This is a genomic window from Ruegeria sp. HKCCA6707 (genome assembly GCF_013033515.1).
Lineage (GTDB): Bacteria > Pseudomonadota > Alphaproteobacteria > Rhodobacterales > Rhodobacteraceae > Ruegeria.
Genome location: NZ_WQEG01000010.1, coordinates 25462 through 45571, shown reverse-complemented (window position 1 = coordinate 45571; position 20110 = coordinate 25462). Strand labels below are relative to the sequence as shown.

At 56.9% G+C, this 20110-nt stretch carries 19 protein-coding genes; 6 read left to right on the top strand and 13 right to left on the bottom strand.

Annotation, left to right across the window (positions count from 1 at the left end; all coding sequences use genetic code 11):
* Nucleotides 1-52: 52 nt before the first annotated feature.
* From GOW40_RS18680 to GOW40_RS18670, 3 genes are all read right to left on the bottom strand, one after another.
* Nucleotides 53-964 (bottom strand): MBL fold metallo-hydrolase, encoded by a 912-nt coding sequence (locus GOW40_RS18680; protein ID WP_171231118.1) that lies wholly within the window; start codon nt 962-964, stop codon nt 53-55.
* A 115-nt stretch (nt 965-1079) separates the two neighbouring features.
* Nucleotides 1080-1463, bottom strand: coding sequence for a nuclear transport factor 2 family protein (locus GOW40_RS18675; RefSeq protein WP_171133429.1), 384 nt, complete (start codon nt 1461-1463; stop codon nt 1080-1082).
* 240 nt (nt 1464-1703) lie between these two features.
* The gene (locus GOW40_RS18670) at nt 1704-2153 is read right to left on the bottom strand and encodes a MarR family winged helix-turn-helix transcriptional regulator (RefSeq protein WP_171102050.1); all 450 of its coding nucleotides are present in this window, start codon (nt 2151-2153) and stop codon (nt 1704-1706) included.
* Between the two features lie 131 nt (nt 2154-2284).
* Here GOW40_RS18670 and GOW40_RS18665 point away from each other — a divergent pair, with 131 nt between their 5' ends.
* From GOW40_RS18665 to GOW40_RS18650, 4 genes are read left to right on the top strand one after another with little or no spacing between them, the layout of a single operon-like run.
* Complete coding sequence (locus tag GOW40_RS18665; protein WP_171136752.1) at nt 2285-3262, top strand: TRAP transporter substrate-binding protein; 978 nt, start codon at nt 2285-2287, stop codon at nt 3260-3262.
* A 4-nt stretch (nt 3263-3266) separates the two neighbouring features.
* Complete coding sequence (locus GOW40_RS18660) at nt 3267-3800, top strand: TRAP transporter small permease (RefSeq protein ID WP_171136753.1); 534 nt, start codon at nt 3267-3269, stop codon at nt 3798-3800.
* A complete protein-coding gene (locus GOW40_RS18655; protein ID WP_171231117.1) occupies nt 3800-5104 on the top strand; it encodes a TRAP transporter large permease in 1305 nt (434 codons plus the stop codon). The genes GOW40_RS18660 and GOW40_RS18655 overlap by 1 nt, the downstream gene beginning before the upstream one ends.
* Before the next feature lie 12 nt (nt 5105-5116).
* Nucleotides 5117-8326: a 2Fe-2S iron-sulfur cluster-binding protein gene (locus tag GOW40_RS18650; RefSeq protein ID WP_171231116.1), complete on the top strand. Its 3210-nt coding sequence runs from the start codon at nt 5117-5119 to the stop codon at nt 8324-8326.
* A gap of 1 nt (nt 8327) precedes the next feature.
* Here GOW40_RS18650 and GOW40_RS18645 read toward each other — a convergent pair whose 3' ends face one another.
* On the bottom strand, nt 8328-9293 hold the full coding sequence (locus tag GOW40_RS18645) for a helix-turn-helix domain-containing protein (RefSeq protein WP_171133439.1): 966 nt from the start codon (nt 9291-9293) through the stop codon (nt 8328-8330).
* Between the two features lie 175 nt (nt 9294-9468).
* Between GOW40_RS18645 and GOW40_RS18640 the strand changes: the two genes are divergently transcribed.
* The gene (locus GOW40_RS18640; RefSeq protein WP_171133441.1) at nt 9469-10509 is read left to right on the top strand and encodes a carbon-nitrogen hydrolase family protein; all 1041 of its coding nucleotides are present in this window, start codon (nt 9469-9471) and stop codon (nt 10507-10509) included.
* Between the two features lie 61 nt (nt 10510-10570).
* On the opposite strand, the gene GOW40_RS18635 is transcribed toward GOW40_RS18640, so the two are convergent.
* Entirely contained in the window at nt 10571-11566 is a 996-nt protein-coding gene (locus GOW40_RS18635) for a LacI family DNA-binding transcriptional regulator (protein ID WP_171133442.1), read from the bottom strand.
* 102 nt (nt 11567-11668) lie between these two features.
* Between GOW40_RS18635 and GOW40_RS18630 the strand changes: the two genes are divergently transcribed.
* The gene (locus tag GOW40_RS18630) at nt 11669-12670 is read left to right on the top strand and encodes an aminoglycoside phosphotransferase family protein (RefSeq protein WP_171133444.1); all 1002 of its coding nucleotides are present in this window, start codon (nt 11669-11671) and stop codon (nt 12668-12670) included.
* Here the strand turns inward: GOW40_RS18630 and GOW40_RS18625 are convergent.
* The 8 genes from GOW40_RS18625 to GOW40_RS18590 form a co-directional block, all read right to left on the bottom strand.
* Nucleotides 12667-13425 (bottom strand): SDR family NAD(P)-dependent oxidoreductase, encoded by a 759-nt coding sequence (locus GOW40_RS18625; protein ID WP_171133446.1) that lies wholly within the window; start codon nt 13423-13425, stop codon nt 12667-12669. The genes GOW40_RS18630 and GOW40_RS18625 overlap by 4 nt on opposite strands.
* On the bottom strand, nt 13422-14531 hold the full coding sequence (locus GOW40_RS18620; protein WP_171102060.1) for an ABC transporter ATP-binding protein: 1110 nt from the start codon (nt 14529-14531) through the stop codon (nt 13422-13424). The genes GOW40_RS18625 and GOW40_RS18620 overlap by 4 nt, the downstream gene beginning before the upstream one ends.
* 12 nt (nt 14532-14543) lie before the next feature.
* Entirely contained in the window at nt 14544-15443 is a 900-nt protein-coding gene (locus GOW40_RS18615; protein ID WP_171133448.1) for a carbohydrate ABC transporter permease, read from the bottom strand.
* On the bottom strand, nt 15436-16359 hold the full coding sequence (locus GOW40_RS18610) for a carbohydrate ABC transporter permease (RefSeq protein ID WP_171133450.1): 924 nt from the start codon (nt 16357-16359) through the stop codon (nt 15436-15438). Before GOW40_RS18610 ends, GOW40_RS18615 begins: the two co-directional genes overlap by 8 nt.
* Nucleotides 16360-16436: 77 nt before the next feature.
* Nucleotides 16437-17705 (bottom strand): ABC transporter substrate-binding protein, encoded by a 1269-nt coding sequence (locus GOW40_RS18605; protein ID WP_171102063.1) that lies wholly within the window; start codon nt 17703-17705, stop codon nt 16437-16439.
* 43 nt (nt 17706-17748) lie between these two features.
* The gene (locus GOW40_RS18600) at nt 17749-18468 is read right to left on the bottom strand and encodes an SDR family oxidoreductase (RefSeq protein WP_171133477.1); all 720 of its coding nucleotides are present in this window, start codon (nt 18466-18468) and stop codon (nt 17749-17751) included.
* Nucleotides 18469-18503: 35 nt separating this feature from the next.
* Nucleotides 18504-19253 (bottom strand): SDR family NAD(P)-dependent oxidoreductase, encoded by a 750-nt coding sequence (locus GOW40_RS18595; protein WP_171133451.1) that lies wholly within the window; start codon nt 19251-19253, stop codon nt 18504-18506.
* Nucleotides 19253-20110: a fumarylacetoacetate hydrolase family protein gene (locus GOW40_RS18590; protein ID WP_171133452.1), complete on the bottom strand. Its 858-nt coding sequence runs from the start codon at nt 20108-20110 to the stop codon at nt 19253-19255. The genes GOW40_RS18595 and GOW40_RS18590 overlap by 1 nt, the downstream gene beginning before the upstream one ends.

Below are 20110 nucleotides of genomic sequence, written 5' to 3'. Positions count from 1 at the left end.
TTCCGCCGGAGAGGAAAGAAACACCCATGTTCTGGGTGTTTCTTTGATAGCCTTAGCTGGTCGGAACAAAACGGTAGGCACTTGCGTCCTTTTCGACAAATCCGATACCGGGTGTCGACAGATGGCTTCCTGCTATTCTGATCTTGTCCGTGGCCGCTTGATCCAGAATGGATTTGCGGGTCTGGGCGGCGACAGCCTTGTCAAACTCAAGCGCCCAGCCTACGTCGGGATTTGCGAAATGCACCTTGTCCGACACAACCGCGTCACCAATCAACATGATCTGTTCCGACCCCGAGGTCAGCATAACAGCACTGTGTCCCGGGGTGTGGCCTGGCGTCGGCAAAAGAACGACGCCTTCGCCCAGATCGGCCTCGGTCTTGTGGGTCACCACATTCTCTTTCACGATCGAACTGACCAGTTGTGCGGCGTTGACCATCGGTTTCATCTGATCAGGCACCGAGGCGGGCAGGTCTTCGTTGTTCCAGAAGTTCCAATCCGCCTCGGACAGGTGGACCGAGGCATTAGAAAAGACAGGAGTTCCGCCTGCGACCAACCCTCCGATATGGTCGATATGCATGTGGCTGATCACAATATCCGTGACCTCGTCGGCTGCAATTCCCGCTGCCTTGAGATCAGCGTGTAATTGTCCAACCGTCGGGAATTGCTGCGAGATATAGTGATCGCTTCCCGAACCCGCATCGAACAAGAACACGCGGTCTCCACTCCGATAGGCATAGGTATTGGCCGCAAGCTGAACGGTCTCACCCAATGCAGCCGCATCAGCCTCGGCCAGTCCTGTAAAAAGCACAGGAGGGACCGTCAGCGAGCCATCCGACAACGCAGTCAGCGTCGCGTTGCCGATCGCCACATCGGAAAACGCTTGTACCCGACCAGCAGCAAGCATGGCTGCCGAAGCCGTGAGCCCGGCCAGAGCCTGGCGACGGTTTAGCGACGCATGATTCATGGTGAATTCCTTTCAAGTCGTGTTGATTTCGGGCGCAGCGACCAGTCTTTCATGTCGCCCCTGCCCCCTCTGGATGTGCAATCAGTGGAATGCAGAACGGTTTCCCAATTCGCCGTCAGGACAGCGAAATGACCTCGCGGATGATCTGCCAACGTCCGTCTTCCAGCACCAGATCAATCGACAGCGTGATGATCTGTGTTTCGTCCGTCAGATTGACCTTTCGGCTGATCACGACATGCCCGCGCTCTTCGTCGGCCTCGACTACATGGTATTTTGCCCAGGTCTGAGGTTCCGCCGCTTCATTCGTTTTTGCGATCACTTGCGCCTTGAACTGATCTTTGTTCGCGCGTTGAACCTCACCTCCGGGCGCCAGCATGAAAATATCCATGTCGTCGTGGTAAATGCGATCAAGGACCGAGAAATCGTTGGAGCTGGCACCTTCGATTAGCTGCTCGATAGTTTTGCGCACTTCTTTTGCTTGCGGTGAATCTGGTGACATGCCGGGCTTCCTTACTGATTGGACCGCTCTATTCCTCGAGACGGCCATCGTTTTGACGCGACCCAGGCGGTGCAAAACCACCAGATCTTCCGGTCGCTATTTGTATAACGTTCGATACAAAAATACAGGCGGCGCTTTTTGTGTTAATATTTTATTTCTATCGGTAAAAATATAAAATGGCGGTAGCTCTTGTTTCGAAACGTCAGCCACCCGACGCACCCAAGGATCTAAACCCCAACCCTACAAGTCTTCAAAAGACGTATCCTCACCGGACAGCATCAAATCCAACGTCTCACTCAGTGCAGACTGCTGCGCGGCCGTAAGCTTTTTGGTGAAATGATCCTGCGTGCTTTCGACAAGCGGCAAACACTTCGTAACGCTGTCCATTCCTTGTTTGGTGACTGTAAGCTTCCGGGACCGTCCGTCTGAATTTATCAAAGCACGTTCGATCAAACGACGCTCGGTAAGCCCCTTGAGAAGACGCGAGACAGCCGGCCGTGTTATGCCAATATGGTCGGCCAGTTCTGAAGGTGAATCATACCCCTCCAACGCAACGCCGGACAGGATGCACCATTCTAGCCTGGTGACCCCATGCTCTCGCAAACTGAACTCGAGCCTTGTCTGCATCATCTTCGACAGCCGACTAAGCCGAAACCCCAGACGTTCTTGTAATTTATAGTCTTTCGCCATTTTTCAATTTCATTGTCGCCCAGAAACATGCCCATGATACGGGCCCAAAAAGCTTAGTGCAAATATTTTCTTGATTTAATAGTTTACATTGATAACTATGACTGCCAGCAACTTACAGCTGGGAGAAGATCATGAAGCATCCACTATTGGCGATGGCATTTGCAGCATTGGTTCCTGTAACGGCTGCCGCAAGTGAACTGTCTCTTGCCTATTTCATGGGGCCAAAACACCCGATGAACGCAGGCTATTTCACGCCCATGGGCGAAATGCTGGAAGAGGTGAGCAATGGGGAACTGACGGTCAGACAATTTCCCGGTGGCGCGCTGAACCAGAGCCCGCCAAAGCAATATTCCCTGTTGCTGGACGGAACCGCCGATATGGCGTTCTTGCTGCCCAGCTTTACCAACAAGCTGTTCCCCAAGACCGCCGTAATCGGATTGCCCGGTATCTGTGTGGACGCGATCAGCTGCACCACAGCCATCAACAAGGCCCGCAGCGAACTTGAGACAGAATACAACGCCAAAATTATCGGATTGTGGGCCAACTCTCCACCGGTGCTGATCACACGGGACAAGCCCGTTCGCACGGTTGATGACCTGAAAGGCATGACCATTCGGGTGGTCGACCCGACCAGCACGCCGTTTCTGGAAGCTCTTGGCGCTTCTCCGGTTGCGTTGCCGGTCAGCGAGATCAACCAGGCGCTGGCCAACGGAGTGGTTGACGGTGTCATGATCGACCCAGCGGGGATCGGCTCGTTCAAGCTGCACGAAGCGGGAAGCTACGTCACCACCGACATCCCCGGTGGCGCATCTTCGTTTGCGGTGGCCATGTCTGCGGCAGTTTTCGACGGGTTGAGCGACTCGGAAAAGGCCGCGGTAGAAAAGGTCGCGACCTCAGAGCTTTCGGCCCAGGCCGGTGCAACCTATGCCAAAATCTCCGACAAGGGTATGGCGCTTGCTGAAGAGTCGGGGCTAGAGATTATCGACATCGGCGATGAAGAACGCGCCAAGATGCAAGCCGTGATCGACGCGGTACTGCCCGAGCTGTTGGCTCAGCCTGCCGGGGACAAGACCGTGGGCGACATCATGACATTGATGGTCCAGGACTGATCCGATGCAGGGCCGATCACATAGCTTTCACACTTCGGCCCAGCGTTGGCTGGACCGGCTTTCTTATGTGTTTGTCCTGGTCGGCTCGGTCGGAGTGCTGCTTTTGATGACCCTGACTGTGGTTGGGGTCATCTGGCGCTACATTTTGGTTGATCCGATCTTTGGGCTTCAGGATCTGTCATCCATGACGGCGGCGATTGTGGCTGCGGCGGCAGTCGCCTTTGGGGCCACCCAGAACAGCCATATCACCGTCAACATCATGCCTAAGCATTTCGGCCGCAAGGTTCGGCGTTTGACCGATCTGATCGCGCGCGGGGTCGGAGTTGTCATCCTGATCCTGGCAGCCAGCGCGCTGATAAAAAAGGGAAACTGCGGTCTGGCCTGCGGCAATGTCACTGGCAACCTGACGATCCCGCACGCTCCGTTCTATTACGCGCTGGCCATCGCATTGGGGTTCTTTGCTCTGACGCTGCTGGTTCAGATCGCAAGCGGGCTGGTCCATTGGGCCGGTGAAGACCCAAATGAGGTTGCAGAATAATGGACCTGACGACGATTGCCGCACTTGGGTTCATCACCCTTCTGCTTTTGCTGTACATCAGAACCCCGGTGGGCATCGCCATGATGGTGGTGGGTACAGCGGGGATCTGGATGATCCGCCCCCAAGCCGCCCTGCCCTCGCTGGCGCGCGAGATTTTCAGCGAGGCCACCAGCTATCCCCTCACGATCATCCCGCTCTTTGTGCTGATGGGCAATCTGGCAGGGGTCTCTGGCCTCAGCCGGGATCTCTATACCGCCGCCCACAATTGGTTGGGCAGGTTCCGTGGCGGGCTGGCATCGGCTGCGGTGGTCGGCTGCGCGGGGTTTTCGGCACTCTCTGGCTCAAGCCTGGCCTCGGCCATGACCATGGGCCGCGTGTCCCTGCCGGAAATGCGCCGGTTTGGCTATCATGACGGTCTGGCCACAGGTGCGATTGCCGCAGGTGGTACTTTGGGGATTCTCATCCCGCCCTCTGCCGGTTTTGTCGTCTATGCGATGCTGACCGAAGAAAGCATTGGTCGGTTGTTCATGGCCGGTGTCTTGCCCGGGCTGATGCTGACCCTGTTTTTCATCATCGCCATCTGGATCGTCGTCCGTATGGACCCGTCGAAAGCGCCGTCACTTTCCGAAGACGTGGACCGCCGGGAAAAATGGGGCTCGCTTGGACGCGCCAGTGTCATGGTCGGGATCATCCTGCTGACCGTTGGCGGCATCTATGGCGGAGCGTTCTCAGCAGTCGAAGCCGCAGGGATCGGCGCTGCGCTGACCCTTGTTGTCACGGCCCTGCGCGGGAAATGCACCTTGCAAGCGATGAACGAGGTCTTCAGCTCGACCCTGCGGGCAACGGGATCGGTCTACCTGATCCTGTTCGGGGCCTTTATCTTCAAAACCTTTGTCGGCTTCACGTCCATCACATTTGTTCTGTCCTCCTGGGTCGAGGCGCAGGGCTTCACCGGGCTTCAGGTCGTGATTGCGTTTCTGGTGATGTTCATCATCCTGGGCATGTTCCTGGACGGATTTGCCATGCTGGTGCTGTCAATTCCGGTGGTTCAACCTATCCTTGAGCCGTTGGGTGTGGATATGATCCTGTTTGGCGTTCTGGCTGTTATCGCGCTTGAGATGGGGCTGATCTCACCGCCCGTCGGGGTGAATGTCTTTATCGTAAAGGGAATTGCCCGCGACGTTCCGATGGCAACAATTTTCCTTGGCATCTGGCCGTTTTGGTTCGCAATGCTTATGGCAATTGTCGTAATCCTGGCGGTGCCCGATATCGCGCTGATGCTGCCCAAAACAATGTTCAACTAAGGCCCATAGCCAATGACTTTGCGCTTTTTCTCAGACAAACACCGCCCGGTTCACATGGGTCCTTACCCGACCGAGTTGCTGGCGCGGGCCACCGGCGCCCCGGATCTGGGGTCTGTACCGGAGGCGCAGCATCTATCTTATGCGCGCCGGTCTGATCCAAGGTCGATCGTGAACGCGATGCGCGAACATCAGGCGATGCTGGACGCGATCCGCGACGGGTTGATCAACAAGGCGGTAGCCGAGACTCCAACCGACCTGCAAGAGCGCGCGGATCATTTGAAATCCTTTGGCTATTTCGCGGATGCCGCTGTGGTCGGCACTTGCCTTTTGCCGCCCGAGGCAGTGCTGGAACACCCTCACCAGAATCCAGATGTCGCGCGGCTGGCCCATGACCTGAAAACGCGTCAGACAAAAACTCTGGCCGCGGGCATCGACATGATCATGGCCGATCTGAAAGAATCGATGGAGGCTCCGCCGACCAGTATCGACGGCCACACCCACTGTCTGGTGTTTCTCTATGAAAATCCGCGCGACCCTGACCAGGATGAGGTCGGCACTGGCTGGATCAAAGATGCACAGGCCCATCGGGCGGGGCTTTTGGCGGCTGAAACCGCCGTTGTGCTGGCCAATTACCTGCGTCTTCTGGGCTTTGACGCGCGTGGCCATACGGTGTCCAGCTCGGACGTCGATCTGAACAAGCTGGCGGTTCAGACCGGTCTGGCAACAGTCGAAGATGGCGTTCTTGCGCACCCTTACGTAGGCGCGCGCTTTGGCCTTGCCGCCGTCACCACCACGTTCGAATTTGCGCCTGACGCCCCGCTGGCCCCGCGCTCGGAACAGCCCGCATCCGCCTTTGGCACCGCCTGGAAATTTGGCACTGCATCGGCGAAAAACGCGATGAACGCCGTTCCTTTTGCCAAACGGCGTTTTGTCGACGGGGCGCACCCGTTTGAAAAGCTCAAACGGATCGACGAACCCACCACCTATATCGACGAAGAAAACGTAGCCCGCGTGCCCAAACGCGCCGACATGTTCGCCCGCGCGCAGTTCGGCGATATGGGCAAAAAGGTGCAAGAAGCCGCCACCGGCGGGCTTTATGTGCGCAAAGCCGCACCATCGATGGCGCAACGCCGAGCCCTGGGAGCGTTTGTGTTGTTGCAAGACGGTGAACCTGCGCCGGAAAAGGTCACGCTCGAGCCGCAAGAGGCCGCGGATCTGGTCAAGGCGACCAGCTATTGGCTGGGCATCGACGCGGTTGGCATTTCACGCTGTCCCGATTGGGCCTGGTACAGCCATGACGCGCGCGGCGAGGTGCTGAACCCGCCCCATGATCAATCGATCAATATGATCATCGATCAGGGCTATGAGACGATGGAAGGCTCCTCCGGCGATGACTGGATCGCGGTGGCTCAATCCATGCGCGCCTATCTGCGGTTTTCGCTACTTGGTGGTGTCATTGCCAAGCAGATCCGCAACCTGGGATATGAGGCCAAGGCCCATACGGTGATGGATGGCGAGGTGTTGCAGCCGCCGCTGTTGCTGCTGTCTGGTCTGGGTGAGGTCAGCCGTATCGGTGAGGTCATCCTGAACCCCTATCTGGGCCCCCGGCTGAAATCGGGCACGGTGACCACGACGCTGCCAATGGCCCATGACAAGCCGATTGATTTTGGGCTGCAAACCTTCTGCGAAAGCTGCAACAAATGCGCGCGCGAATGCCCCTCGGGCGCGATCACGGCCGGGCCCAAGACCATGTTCAACGGCTATGAGATCTGGAAATCCGACAGCCAGAAATGCGCCACCTATCGCGTCACCACGCCAGGTGGCGCCATGTGCGGGCGTTGCATGAAGACCTGCCCGTGGAACCTTGAGGGCATCTTCAAGGAACGCCCCTTCCGCTGGGCGGCAATGAATGTGCCAAAACTGGCACCGGCGCTGGCCAAGCTGGATGACTATGTCGACAATGGTACGCTCAATCCTGTCAAGAAATGGTGGTGGGATCTGGAGATTCAGGAGGATGGCGGTTACCGCCCCACCAAAGAGCCCACCAACCAACGCGCACTGCAAAAAGATCTGGATCTGAAATTCGAAGATCAGACGCTTGCGGTTTATCCCGCACCGCTGGCACCGCATCCCCACCCCTATCCGTTCAACATGGACCGCGAGGCGGGAATCGAGGCCTATAAGGCCATGGTCTCGGTTCAGGAATACAAGGACCGCCGCGCCCAGGGGGATGACAGTGTCATTCACAATTACACCGCCGATGGCGAAAGCCCGGTGATCCCCGCGATCATCACCAAGGCCGAAGCCACGGCAGATGGGGTGATGAAATACGAATTCATCCCGGTCGATGGCGGAGTGCTGCCCGAATGGCAGGCCGGTGCGCATCTGGACATCGTGGTCGCGCCCGAATTCCTGCGCCAGTATTCGATGTCGGGTGACCCTGCTGACCGAACGAAATACCAGATCGCGGTGCTGCGCGAGGATGAGGGGCGCGGGGGCTCGAAACTGATGCACCGCATCTTCACCGAGGGTCGCCGGGTCTTTATCTCACACCCGATCAACCATTTCCCGCTGGAACCCACAGCCACCAAATCGATACTGATGGGGGGCGGGATCGGCATCACCCCGATGATCGCAATGGCGCATGAGCTTTACGCCAAAGGGGCTGATTTCGAGCTGCATTATTCAGGCCGCTCTCGTGAGACCATGGGTCTGCTTGAGGATATCGAAGGCTTCGAATGGCGCGACCGGGTCGAGCTGCATGTCACTGATGAAGGCACGCGGGCCGATCTGGATCAGGTCATGGCCGGGTACCAGCCCGGCTGGCATGTTTATACCTGCGGGGCTGACCGCTATATGACCAGCGTGCTGGAGGCAGCTGAACGCGCGGGCTTCCCGGAAGAGGCGCGGCATCTGGAATATTTCTCGGTCCCCGAAGCGCCCGATTACGTCAATCACGACTTTACGCTCAAGCTGGCCCGCAGTGGCAAAGAATTCCACATACCAGCCGACAAGACAGCCACCGATGTTCTGGTTGAGGCCGGCATCCCCATCGACGTGAAATGCAGCGACGGTATCTGCGGTGTCTGCAAATGCGGCCTGGTGTCAGGCGATGTCGAGCATCGCGATTTCGTGCTGTCCAAAGCGCAGCGAGAGGGTTCGATCATCCTCTGCCAAAGCCGCGCGGCCGAGGCTGACGGGGTAATCGAAATCGATCTGTGACTCACTGCATCTTCTGCTGTTCAACCCGGTAGGCGCGTGGCGACACCCCGTAGGTTTCCTTGAACAGACGGGACAAATGCTGCGCGTTGGGCATGCCCCATCTGAGTGCGATTTCCGTGACCGACATGCGGAGAAGTCTTGGATCAGCCAGGTCCGAGGCAATGGCCTCGAGCCGCGCCGCCCGGATGAAACCGGCGATCGACTCACCCTCGCGCGCAAACACGCGCGACAGGTTGCGAGCCGACATGCCCATGGCCCGGGCTAGGCTATCCCGGCTCAGATCGTGGTCGCGCAAATTTGCCTTCACAAAGGCCTTAGCGCGGTTCAGCAATAGATGCTCGGGCCGACTGAGTTCGAGAGACGACGGCGCCAGGGATGACAGGCCAGTGGCCACGTAGTCTATCATCAGGTCCCGCATGTGCTGTTGCACGAGCACTGATTGTTCAGCCACAAGATCGGCGCTTTGGCGTATTTGCGACGACAGCATACCGCCCAACCCATCAGTAGACTGAATACGGCGCGCCGTCAGCAGATCTGCCTGTGGCAACCGGGCGAGCATGGCAGAACGCGGAACTTGCAGGATCAGCTGATCAACCGGCGTTTCACAGCGGATTTCATAAGGTTCTATGGTCGAATAGGCCGCAAAATCGCCCGCTGCCAAAACCGCCTCGCGCCCAGCTTGCACCACCGCCCCGGTTCCGGACAGCTGCAGGCTAATCATGAAATAGGCGTCACGATCACGTCCAATCTCGGATCTGCTGCGCCTGACATGCTGCGGGCTGCCCGACACACGCGAGAGATTCAGACGTGGCAACCGTGTCAAACTGATCTGGCCATGAAACTCTGAACGCTTTGGAGTCGTGCAGGTGATCGGCAGATAGGCATCACAGATGACATCGCGCCAGAAATCAAAACGCTGATCCGGCCGGATGCTTTCCGTACTGTAGATATGCGTCTCTGACGGCATCCCGCCCCCGCGTTTGGATAGAACAAAGATAGTTTCAAAACGAAATAATTACAAATGACTTGTATATTCGGGCCAGCATTGTCCCAAATTCGCAAGTTTTTTGGCCCATGCAGCTAAGAAGAACCTCAAGATTCCTGCCAGCCTCACTGTCAGACAAAAGAACAGGGAGACTATCATGTCCGGACATGGACCTCTTGGAAAAATCGTAAAAGTTGCTTCGGTACAGGCCGCGCCTGTTTTACTTGACCTCGACGCGGGCGTAGAAAAGGCCATTGGTCTAATCGATGAAGCTGGCAAGGCGGGGGTTCAGCTGATCAATTTCCCCGAAACCTGGTTGCCTGGTTACCCTTGGTGGATTTGGTTCAACCCACCAGCGATCAATATGCAGTTCGCAGCGCCCTACTTCCAGAACGCTATCGTTGCTGGCAGCGAACAGGATCTCAAACTGCGCGCGGCAGCGCGGCGCAACAACATCCATGTTGTCATCGGCGTCTCAGAACGCGAGGGCGGCAGCCTTTATATGGCGCAATGGCACTATGGCCCCGAAGGTGAGGTTATCTCGCGCCGGCGCAAGCTAAAGCCGACACATGTGGAACGCTCGGTCTTTGGTGAAGGCGACGGCAGCGACATGTTCGTGAACCAGACCGAGCTGGGCAATGTGGGCGCACTGTGTTGCTGGGAAAACCTGCAGCCGCTCAGCAAATACGCAATGTTCAGCCAAAACGAAGAAATCCACTGCGCGGCGTGGCCGGCCTTTAGCCTCTACGCCAAATTGTCCAAGGCCTTCAGCCCCGAAGTCAGCGTGAACGTCAACCAGATCTATGCGGTGGAAGGTCAGTGTTTTGTTCTGGCTTCTTGTTCCGTGATTGATCAGCCGATCTATGATCTGTTGGTCAAGAACGAGATGCATGAGAAATTTGTCGAAGTTGGAGGCGGGTACTCACGGATATTTGGACCCAACGGTGCTGAATTCGGCGAAAACCTGGCACATGGTGCCGAAGGCCTGGTCATCGCCGATATCGACCTTGGCCTGATCTCGCATTCCAAAACAGCAGCCGACCCGGCCGGCCACTATGCCCGCCCAGATGCGCTGGCGCTGATGCACAACAAAAACCCCCGGCGTCCGGTGATCGGAATGGGCCAGGCAACGGCTGAAAACGGTCAGGTTCCGTCAAAGGGTTCCGCCCCCGCAACCGACCTTGAAGCCGCGGAGTAAGCGCGCTTTTAAGCTTTCAAAAGTAAAAAAGGGCCCGCTGTGATCACCTGATTGCTGCGGGTCATCCTATCTGCTTGCTGTTTCTCACAACCAGCTTTGCTGCAAAGCTATGGTGTTCAATACCGCTTTTATCAGTTTCATCTGTGATGATCTTCAACGCAGAACTTGCCAACTCATCGACGGGCACCTGTATTGTAGTGATGCCGCCGTCGATCCAGGAATAGAAATCGGGATCTCCGTAGCCGACAAATGCCATTTCCCTGTTCAGCGTGTTCGTTTCGATCAGAGCTTTCAGCGCCCCAATCGAAATCTCGAAACCGCCGCACACAATCGCTGTCGCGTCGGAGCCCTGCAACAACCGGTGCGCCGAGTTGTTGCCCATCTGTTGTGAAGGGGCATCCAACAATGTTACAGCGCTCTCGGCGCTGGGGTGGACAGAATTCAACCCTTGCTGGAAAGCGGCCAGCCTTTGGCGCCCGGATGACAGGGCTTCAGGGGCACCTAGATAAGCAATATGTCTGTGGCCCAGAGCGTGAAGATGTTGGACTGCGTGTATAATTGCCTCGGAATCATCGACCAGAACGGATGAAACAGGATCGCCATCGGTCCGCTGACGGATCAGTTGAATGTTCCTCAAACCGCTGCCCGCGTCCAATAGAGACATGTCCGTCTTTGGTGCCGGAACGGTGACCACGGCCTGCGCCTGTATCTCGCGCAGGCGCAGCATGGCTTCGTTTTCGGCGGCGTAGTCGTCTTTGGTCAGATGAATGATCAACTGAAGCCCATGATCTTCGCAGGCTTCGGCGAATGTATTTGCAAAACGCGCGTAGAAGTCATTGGTGATATTTGGCACCAACAGGCCGACGATGGGGCTGTTGTCACCACGGATCGCCCGTGCAGCCGCACTGCGGACATAACCCAGTTCCTGCGCCCGCTTTTGGACCGCTTCGCGTGTGTCCTTCTGGACGTTTGGGTTATCTGACAAAGCGCGTGAAACGGTCATATGAGAAATCCCGAGATCATCGGCAATTGACTTGATCGTAACGCGCTTGGGCATGAACTCTCCTGACCGGGTTGTTCGGATTTAGATCACAAGACCAGCTTGACTTTCCAGTAATAACCGGAAATGTTCACGTGAACAACTCAGGAATCTACCAAAGTGACGCTTACCATTGATGACAGATGCAAAAACCTGGTCCAAGACTTGCAACTTGGTCAGCCCGAAGATGTCACCAATGTGGTTCCCCTGACAGGTGGGGTCGCCTCTGATATCGCGCGGTTTGACCTGAACGGACAAACGCTTTGCGCCAAATTTGCACTCGAAAAACTAAAGGTCGTCGAAGACTGGACCGCGCCTTTGCACCGCAACGCCGCCGAATATGCGTGGCTGCAATTCGCCGCTGAGACCTATCCGCAAGGTGCCGTCAAACTGTTCGGGCGGTCGCAGACGCAGCACGGCTTTGCGATGGAATTCGTCGACGGCCCCGATGTCTATCTTTGGAAAGCCGCCTTGCTTGCCTCGGCGCCAGACAAAGGTGAGGCGGCCCAGGTCGGACGTTTCTTGGGGATGCTGCAAGCGGCCTCTGCCATGCCCGATTTCGACCGGGGCGCATTCAACAATCGGGACGACTTCCGCGCACTGCGGATCGAACCTTACCTGACCTTTACGGCAGGGCGGCATCCCGATTTGGAGGCGCCTTTAAACGATCTAGCAGAGATGCTGTATCAGGCCGACCAGGTCTTGGTTCATGGCGATGTCAGCCCCAAGAACATTATGTTCCGCGCATCTGATCCGATCTTTCTGGATGCCGAATGTGCGACGATGGGTGATGCAAGCTTTGATCCGGCATTCTGCCTGAACCATCTGGTGCTCAAGGCGTTTCATCTACCCGACTCGCGCGAGACGCTTTTGACCAATATCGAAAGCTTCTGGGGGGCCTATGTACCCTCGTTGGACTTTGGCAATCCATCAGAGATCGAGCGTCGGATCACAAGGTTACTGCCTGCGTTGATGCTGGCGCGGATCGATGGAAAGTCGCCGGTAGAATACCTGTCAGACGACAACAGGTGCCATGTCCGCGCCGTGGCTGTTGGATTGATAGAATCTCCCGAAGATCGGATCAGCCAGTTGCTTACTCGGCTGCGGGACAGTTTTCTCTAAGACCAACCGGCATCCACGACAATGGTCTGTTTGGTAATCGCGCGCGCGGCGTCGGAACACAAAAACACGGCCACGTCCGCGATCTCTTCGGGCTCGATAAAGCGCTTCAGACATTGCTGTTCTAAGATCAGCTTGGAAGATTCAGGTGTCAGCCACTTTTCGACCTGTCTTTCGGTTCTGACAAAACCCGGCAGCAAACAGTTTACGCGCACGCCAAAAGGGCCTCCCTCTTGCGCCAAAGCGCGTGTCAGACCTTCTATTGCGGCTTTTGCGGTGACATAGCCAACCGCATCGGCCAGGCCCACACGCCATGCGATGGATCCGAAATTCAGAATCACGCCGTGACCTTGCATCTGCATCTTTGGCAGCACAGTTTGGCTGCAGAAAAACTTGTGATCCAGATTGATCGCCAGAGTGTTGCGCCAGCTTTCCGGGGTTACATCCTGCGTGGCATGGCGCGTGTCATTGGCTGCGTTGTTTACCAACACGTCTATGCGACCTGCGGTTTCACATAGGTGATCAATAGCATCGCGCGCACGGTCGACATCACTCAGGTCAACGTCCGCAAAATGGACGTCATCGCCCAGGCTTTGCGCCAGTCTTTCACCTGCGAAGACATTATTGTCCAGAAATGAGACCTTTGCTTTCTGCCGGGCAAACGCCGTGACGATACTGGCCCCGATACCGGTTGCGCCACCGGTGACGATGACGTGTTTGCCGCTGAAGTCTTCGCTCGGGAGATCTGCGGTTGTCACAGGCGAAGCTCTGATTTTGTATCGAACAAACTGATCTTGCTCATGTCGATGGCAAAATCCATCGTCTCTCCCGGCGTTGGCGCTTCATCGGGTTCGCAGACAAGTATAGCGTCTTGCCCGGCGATTCTGGACATGAGGATCGTCTCGGATCCCGTGGGTTCATCCATGTCGACAGTGACCGGAACGGACACTGTTGTGCGCCCTTTTCGCTCGGCCCGTTGTTCATGAGCCGGGCTGAAATGCTCGGGGCGCACCCCAAAGACCACATCCTGGCCGTTTTCCAACGATTGATAACGATCTGCGGGCACCGGAAGTACCGTGCCATCACCCCCATTGACCACGACCCCGAGCCCATCCGCAGTGGACGCGATCTTGGCGGACAAAAAGTTCATATTGGGTGAGCCCATGAAGCCCGCAACAAACATGTTTGCCGGGGTCTCATAGATCGCTTTGGGCGTGTCATATTGCTGAAGCACCCCTTGATGCATCACGGCAATGCGCGTTGCCAGGGTCATCGCTTCGATCTGGTCATGGGTGACATATACCGTCGTGCGCCCGACACTTTGATGCAGTTTCTTGATCTCGCTTCGCATCTCGACCCGCAGCTTGGCATCCAGATTGGACAGCGGCTCATCAAACAGGAACAGCTTGGGATCGCGCACCAACGCCCGGCCCATGGCAACGCGCTGACGTTGACCTCCCGAAAGCTGCGCGGGTTTGCGACCTAGCAGAGGCTCAATCTGCAAAAGCGCCGCGACACGCTGCACCGTCTTGTCCTGGGTGGCTTTGTCGATATTCCGACACTCCATCCCAAAGGTCATATTCTGCCGGACCGTCATGGTCGGGTAGAGCGCATAGGATTGGAACACCATGGCGATGTCCCGATCCTTTGGCGCTTCGTCATTCACCACCCGGTCTTCGATCAGCACCTCACCGGAGGTGACGCTTTCCAGTCCCGCGATGATGGACAGCAGAGTGGATTTTCCGCAGCCCGAGGGCCCCACAAGCGCGACGAACTCGCCTGATTCAGCCTCGAGATTGATATTCTTCAGAACTTCTACAGCACCATAGCTTTTGCGAAGATTTCTGATCAGCAAGGAAGACATGGCCCGACCTTTCTATTTCACGGCGCCCGAGGTCAGACCCCGAACAAAGTATTTTCCACCAAGGACATAGATGAACAATGGTGGCAAAGCGGCAAAGATGACCGATGCAGCCTCGACATTATAGTGACGTTCGCCCGTGCCCGAGCCCGAGAATGCAACGATCGCGGCGGTAATCGGCTGGTTTTCACCCGAGGTGAACACGGTGCCGAACAGGAACTCGTTCCAGATCCCGGTGAACTGCCAGATCACACAGACGATAACGATCGGTGGCGAGAGGGGCAGCATGATACGACGAAAGATGCGCCAGAACCCGGCCCCGTCGATCCGCGCGGCTTTGATCAGATCATCGGGGACAGCCACGAAATAGTTCCGGCAGAACAGTGTGGTAAAGCTGGTGCCCTGCACGGTATGCACCAGAACCAACCCCATGATCGTATTGGACAGACCAATCTGACCCAGCACAAAAGCCCAGGGAAGCAAGGTCATCTGAGCGGGCAGGAACACACCCAGAGTGATCAGCCCAAAAACCCAGGCATCGCATTTAAACCGCCATTTCGACAGCGCGTATCCGTTGACCAATCCCAAAGCGGTCGAAAAGATCGTGGCCGGGATTGTCATCAGCAATGTGTTCGAGAAATAGCGCGACACGCCTTCACATGTTCCGCCGATACAGAACGACCCCCAGGCCTCACCCCAGTATTTCAGCGACAGTGAGTCAGGGACCGAGATGAAGCCCTCGCGCACGATCTCGTCCAACGGACGGAAAGTGTTCATGAAGATAATCAGCAGCGGCGACAGGTAGAGCAGTGCAAAGAAGGTCAACAGGACATAGACGATCCCCCGCGACCGCGCCTGTTGCGTCTTGCTGCCAGTGGCAAGAGGGTCATACGCCTGGTGCGATACTTCAGCCATGTGTTCTTTTCCCCTGCTTGTCTCTCCAAATCGACCAGATCAGGTAGGGCACCAAGACCAGCGCCAGCGCGACCAGGATCATCACCGCAGCGGCGGCACCCTGTGCGATCTGACCGCGCTGGAACATCAGGTCATAAACCACAATTGCTGGAACCGTCGTGGCCACGCCCGGCCCCCCTTGGGTCAGAGCCACGACAAGGTCGTAGGTTTTGATGGCGAATTGCAGCAGAACGACAGTGACAGCGACAAAGATCGGCCAGATCGTTGGCAGGACCACGCGCCGATAGGTGCGCGCCATTGAGGCTCCATCGATCTGCGCCGCTTTGATCAGGTCGCTATCGACCGAACGCAGCCCCGCAAGCACAAGCGCCATGGCAAAGCCTGACGCGTGCCAAATGCCGGTAAAGACGACGACATACAGCGCCATATCGCGGTCGGTGATCCAATCAAACTGCGCGCTGATCCACCCCAGATCGTTCAAAGCGCGCTCTACCCCGGTTTGCGGGTGGAAGATCCAGCGCCAGACTGTTCCGGTTACGATGAACGAAATCGCCAGCGGATAAAGGAAAATGGTGCGCCAGACCGACTCGAACTTGACGCGCTGATCGATCAGAATCGCCAGCAGTGTTCCGACAATCAGCGAACCCAGAACATAAAGCGTCCCGAACAGGAACAGGTTCTGATAGGCGACGATCCAACGTTTGCTTTGCCACAACGCGGCATATTCGCCAAAGCCACCATAGGCCATGTTCGGCAGCAATGTGGATTGCGAGATCGAAATCCACAGCGTCCAAAGCGAGAAGACAACGACATAGACAAAAGCCGCCAGCAAAGTCGGGACAAGCACCAATTGCGGTGTCCACCCGGATAGTCGTTGAAACAGGCCCTGTGCAGCCGGTTTTGAGGATCTAGCCATTCCGGTTCCTTGAGGTCACATGCGTGATCGATCCGTGCCGGCTTGGAAGGGTGCCGGCACGGATCAGGCTGCGCTGCTTAGCTTTGCAGTTCGACAGCGTCAGCCAATTGGTTGGCCGCTTCTTCGGGCGTGATCGAATCGTCAGCGACGAATTCAGTGATCACCTCCATCATGGCGCCGCGGTATTTCTGCAGCACGGTCATGTTGTGGGCCATCGAACGGACCAGTGTGCCTTGTTCGACCGAAGCTTTCAGGTCTTCCAGACCCTTCTGCTGACACTGAGTGAAGCCGCCTTCGGACAGATCAACATCGGTACGCGACGGGATCGACCCTTTGGCAACGTTGAACGTCACCTGGAACTCGGGCGACATAATGATGCTGGCCAACAGCTTTTGGCCCTCAACATAATCCTCGTCTTTTTGGTTGAAGAACACCACCGAGTCCGCGTTCAGGATAAACCCGTCTCCGCCCCAATTTACAGGGGTTTGGTCGCAGAAATAGTCGACACCTTCCTTGAACCCGGCAAGATTGGCCGAGGCCACCGTCCAGTCTCCCATCAGGAAGAACGCGGCTTCACCGGTCATGGTCATCGTCATCGACTGCTCCCACGAGCGGCCATTGATGCCGTCATCCATGTAACCGACCATTTTGCGCAGCTGTGCAAAGGCGTCGATCATGCCCTGACTGCGCATGGCTTCGACATCCGCCTCCTGGAAGGCTTTGCGATAGAGGTCGATATCCATACCATAGACAACACTGTCAAAGGTGGTCGTATCCGACCAATCCGCCGCACCATGGGCGATGCAGACATATCCGGCCTCGATGATCTTGTCGCATGCAGCATTGAACTCATCCCAGGTTTTGGGCACTTCAAGGCCAAGCTCGTTCAGAATTTTCGGCGAGCTGTACAGCCAGTTGACGCGGTGGATGTTCATCGGGGCCGCAACCCAGTTGCCGGTGGGCTTCATCACCGAAACAAGTTCGGGCGCTACAACGTCATCCCACCCTTCGGCCGCAGCAACGGCATCCAGATTTGCAGTCGCGCCGGTCGCGTTCCACTCGGCGATTTCCGGGCCTTTCAACTGCACCGCAGCAGGCGCATTGCCCGCAACGACATCCGACCGCAACTTGGCCAGAGTGTTCGAAGTATGCCCCGAAATCGCTGTCTGGTTCCATGTTCCGCCCTGGGCTTCAAACATCTCACCCAGCTTGGCAATCGCAGCAGCCTCGGACCCTTGGGCCCACTGGTGCATCATGTTGGTCTTGGGTTCGGCCACTACACTCGTCGCATAGGTTGTTGTGGCCGCCAGGGTTGTTCCCAGCAATAGTTTCCCAAACTTCGTCATTTTCTCGCCTCCTCTGAGATTATGTAGTTGTCCGGTCTTGGTTTTAGATCATTATGCCCCCGTCGACCTGTACGGCCTGACCCGTCACAAACGCACCATCTGTTGAGGCTAGCCAGGCGCAGGTTCCCGCGATCTCTTCGGGCGCGGCAAATCTTCCGGCAGGTTGGCGATCCAGAAACAGCTTTTCGGCCTGATCCAACCCACCTGCCTCGTCAGCGAGATCGGCGATCCGCTGACGCAGCGACGGTGTATCCACGACACCGGGGCAAATTGCGTTCACCCGGATTCCGTCCTTCAGGTAGTCGGCAGCGCAGGCTTTCATCAAACCAATGACACCGCCCTTTGCCGCCCCATATGCAGCACGGTTCGGATAGCCTTTGATGGATGACGCAATCGACGCGATCAGAACAATACTGCCGCCCCCGCCCCGCATTTTCGGAACTGCCGATTTGATCGCATAAAAGGCGCTATCCAGGCAGATCGACTGAGACCGGCGCCAATCATCAATCGAACATTCCTCGATTGTGCCGTGATGCACATAGCCCACCGCATGGACTAGCACATCTATCCTCTCGAAGGCGCCAATCCAGTGGTCAACCTGCTTTGGGTCGGTGGCATCCACCGCCGTTAGTGACGCGGCCCCAAGCCCTTGCAACAGATCGACGTCAAGGTCCGATGCGTGAACCTCGGCCCCTTCGGCAATCATGCGTTCAGCAATCGCGCGCCCTATACCCTGCCCTGCGGCGGTGACGCAGACCGTCATGCCCGTCAAACGAGGTGATATGGGGACGGAGCCCGTCAATAGGTTGCCCGCCCGCCGGACAGATCAAACACCGCACCTGTGGTGAATGAGTTCTCCTCGGACGCCATCCAGACCACCATATTGGCGATCTCATCGACGGTCACAAAACGACCGCGCGGGATCTTGGACAGCATGAATTGCACAAAGTCATCCGAGACCTGATCGAAAATCCGTGTCTTGGCCGCCGCAGGCGTGACGCAGTTGACGGCGATGTCGTGACCCGCCAGCTCTTTGCCAAGCGATTTGGTCAAGGCAATCACAGCCGCCTTTGACGCTGAATAGGCCGATGCGTTCGGATTGCCCTCTTTCCCGGCGACCGAGGCGATGTTGACGATCCGCCCATAATTGCGGGCCATCATGCCCTTGCTGACCGCCCGGCAGGTGTTGAAGGTGCCGTCGACGTTGACCACCTGCACCGCGCGCCAGGCATCGGCAGGGTATTCGGCCAAAGTTGACGTTGGCCCCGCTATCCCGGCGCTGTTGACCAAGACATCGACCTTGCCAAAACTGGCCTCGGTGGTCGCCAAAGCGGCCTCAACACTGGCCAGATCACTTACATCGGTCTGCACCGCAAGCAGTTGGCCCTTTGCATAGGCCTTCAGGCGGTCTTCGGGCTCGGAGATATCCAGATCCCAAATCGCAACACGTGCCCCCGATTGCAAAAGCCGGTCGGCCACAGCAGCGCCAATCCCGTTTGCACCACCGGTGATTGCGGCCACTTTGCCGGAAAAATCATAGCTGTTCATCACACGCCCCCAAAAGCTGTAACGGTCTGGGATTGCTCGCCCAATTCGTCGATGCCGAGCCGCACGACATCACCTTCGTTCAGCCAGACCTGAGGCTTCATCCCCGCACCCACGCCCGGCGGGGTGCCGGTGCAAATCAGGTCTCCGGCTTCAAGCCGCGTGAACTCGGACATGTAGCTGACAATCGTCGTCACATCGAAAATCATCGTCGAGGTCGAACCGGTCTGCATCCGCTTCCCGTTCACATCCAACCACATATTCAGATTCTGAACGTCCGAGACCTCGTCCTTGGTAGCCAGAAACGGACCTGTCGGGCAGAAATTGGGAAAGCTTTTTCCTTTGACCCATTGGCCGGACCGTTCCATCTGCCAGGCGCGTTCCGAGATGTCGTTGACCAGAACAAACCCGGCAATGTGATCCATCGCCTGATCTTTGGTGATGTTCAGCGCTGGTTTGCCGATGATGATCCCAAGCTCGACTTCCCAATCCAGCTTGGTCATCTGCGGGGATTTCAGGATCTGATCATTCGGGCCGCAATAAGTCACCGTGGATTTGTTGAACAAAATGGGCTCTTCCGGCACGGGCAACCCTGCTTCAGCCGCGTGATCGGAATAGTTCAGACCAACACACCAGATATTGAACGGCTGCGCGATGGGCGGCGCCAGGCGCTTGCCTTCCACATCGGCGACCGGCAGTGATTTCGGATCCGTGGCGGCCAGTTGATCCAGCAGTTCAGGCGACAATGTGCGGGGCCCAAAATCCTCGACAAGAGAAGATGCATCCCGTGGAACGCCTTCGTCGTCGATTATGCAAGGGATTTTGCGACCATAACGGTCACCATAGCGCGAAAGTTTCAT

What these genes read in the sequence shown, in the direction of transcription:
- GOW40_RS18675 (WP_171133429.1), bottom strand. Translation starts at nt 1,463, where the DNA reads ATGTCACCAGATTCACCGCAAGCAAAAGAAGTGCGCAAAACTATCGAG.
- GOW40_RS18620 (WP_171102060.1), bottom strand. Translation starts at nt 14,531, where the DNA reads ATGTCTTCCTTGCTGATCAGAAATCTTCGCAAAAGCTATGGTGCTGTA.
- GOW40_RS18590 (WP_171133452.1), bottom strand. Translation starts at nt 20,110, where the DNA reads ATGAAACTTTCGCGCTATGGTGACCGTTATGGTCGCAAAATCCCTTGC.
- GOW40_RS18640 (WP_171133441.1), top strand. Translation starts at nt 9,469, where the DNA reads ATGTCCGGACATGGACCTCTTGGAAAAATCGTAAAAGTTGCTTCGGTA.
- GOW40_RS18660 (WP_171136753.1), top strand. Translation starts at nt 3,267, where the DNA reads ATGCAGGGCCGATCACATAGCTTTCACACTTCGGCCCAGCGTTGGCTG.
- GOW40_RS18650 (WP_171231116.1), top strand. Translation starts at nt 5,117, where the DNA reads ATGACTTTGCGCTTTTTCTCAGACAAACACCGCCCGGTTCACATGGGT.
- GOW40_RS18605 (WP_171102063.1), bottom strand. Translation starts at nt 17,705, where the DNA reads ATGACGAAGTTTGGGAAACTATTGCTGGGAACAACCCTGGCGGCCACA.
- GOW40_RS18665 (WP_171136752.1), top strand. Translation starts at nt 2,285, where the DNA reads ATGAAGCATCCACTATTGGCGATGGCATTTGCAGCATTGGTTCCTGTA.
- GOW40_RS18645 (WP_171133439.1), bottom strand. Translation starts at nt 9,293, where the DNA reads ATGCCGTCAGAGACGCATATCTACAGTACGGAAAGCATCCGGCCGGAT.
- GOW40_RS18635 (WP_171133442.1), bottom strand. Translation starts at nt 11,566, where the DNA reads ATGCCCAAGCGCGTTACGATCAAGTCAATTGCCGATGATCTCGGGATT.
- GOW40_RS18655 (WP_171231117.1), top strand. Translation starts at nt 3,800, where the DNA reads ATGGACCTGACGACGATTGCCGCACTTGGGTTCATCACCCTTCTGCTT.
- GOW40_RS18670 (WP_171102050.1), bottom strand. Translation starts at nt 2,153, where the DNA reads ATGGCGAAAGACTATAAATTACAAGAACGTCTGGGGTTTCGGCTTAGT.
- GOW40_RS18680 (WP_171231118.1), bottom strand. Translation starts at nt 964, where the DNA reads ATGAATCATGCGTCGCTAAACCGTCGCCAGGCTCTGGCCGGGCTCACG.
- GOW40_RS18615 (WP_171133448.1), bottom strand. Translation starts at nt 15,443, where the DNA reads ATGGCTGAAGTATCGCACCAGGCGTATGACCCTCTTGCCACTGGCAGC.
- GOW40_RS18610 (WP_171133450.1), bottom strand. Translation starts at nt 16,359, where the DNA reads ATGGCTAGATCCTCAAAACCGGCTGCACAGGGCCTGTTTCAACGACTA.
- GOW40_RS18595 (WP_171133451.1), bottom strand. Translation starts at nt 19,253, where the DNA reads ATGAACAGCTATGATTTTTCCGGCAAAGTGGCCGCAATCACCGGTGGT.
- GOW40_RS18600 (WP_171133477.1), bottom strand. Translation starts at nt 18,468, where the DNA reads ATGACGGTCTGCGTCACCGCCGCAGGGCAGGGTATAGGGCGCGCGATT.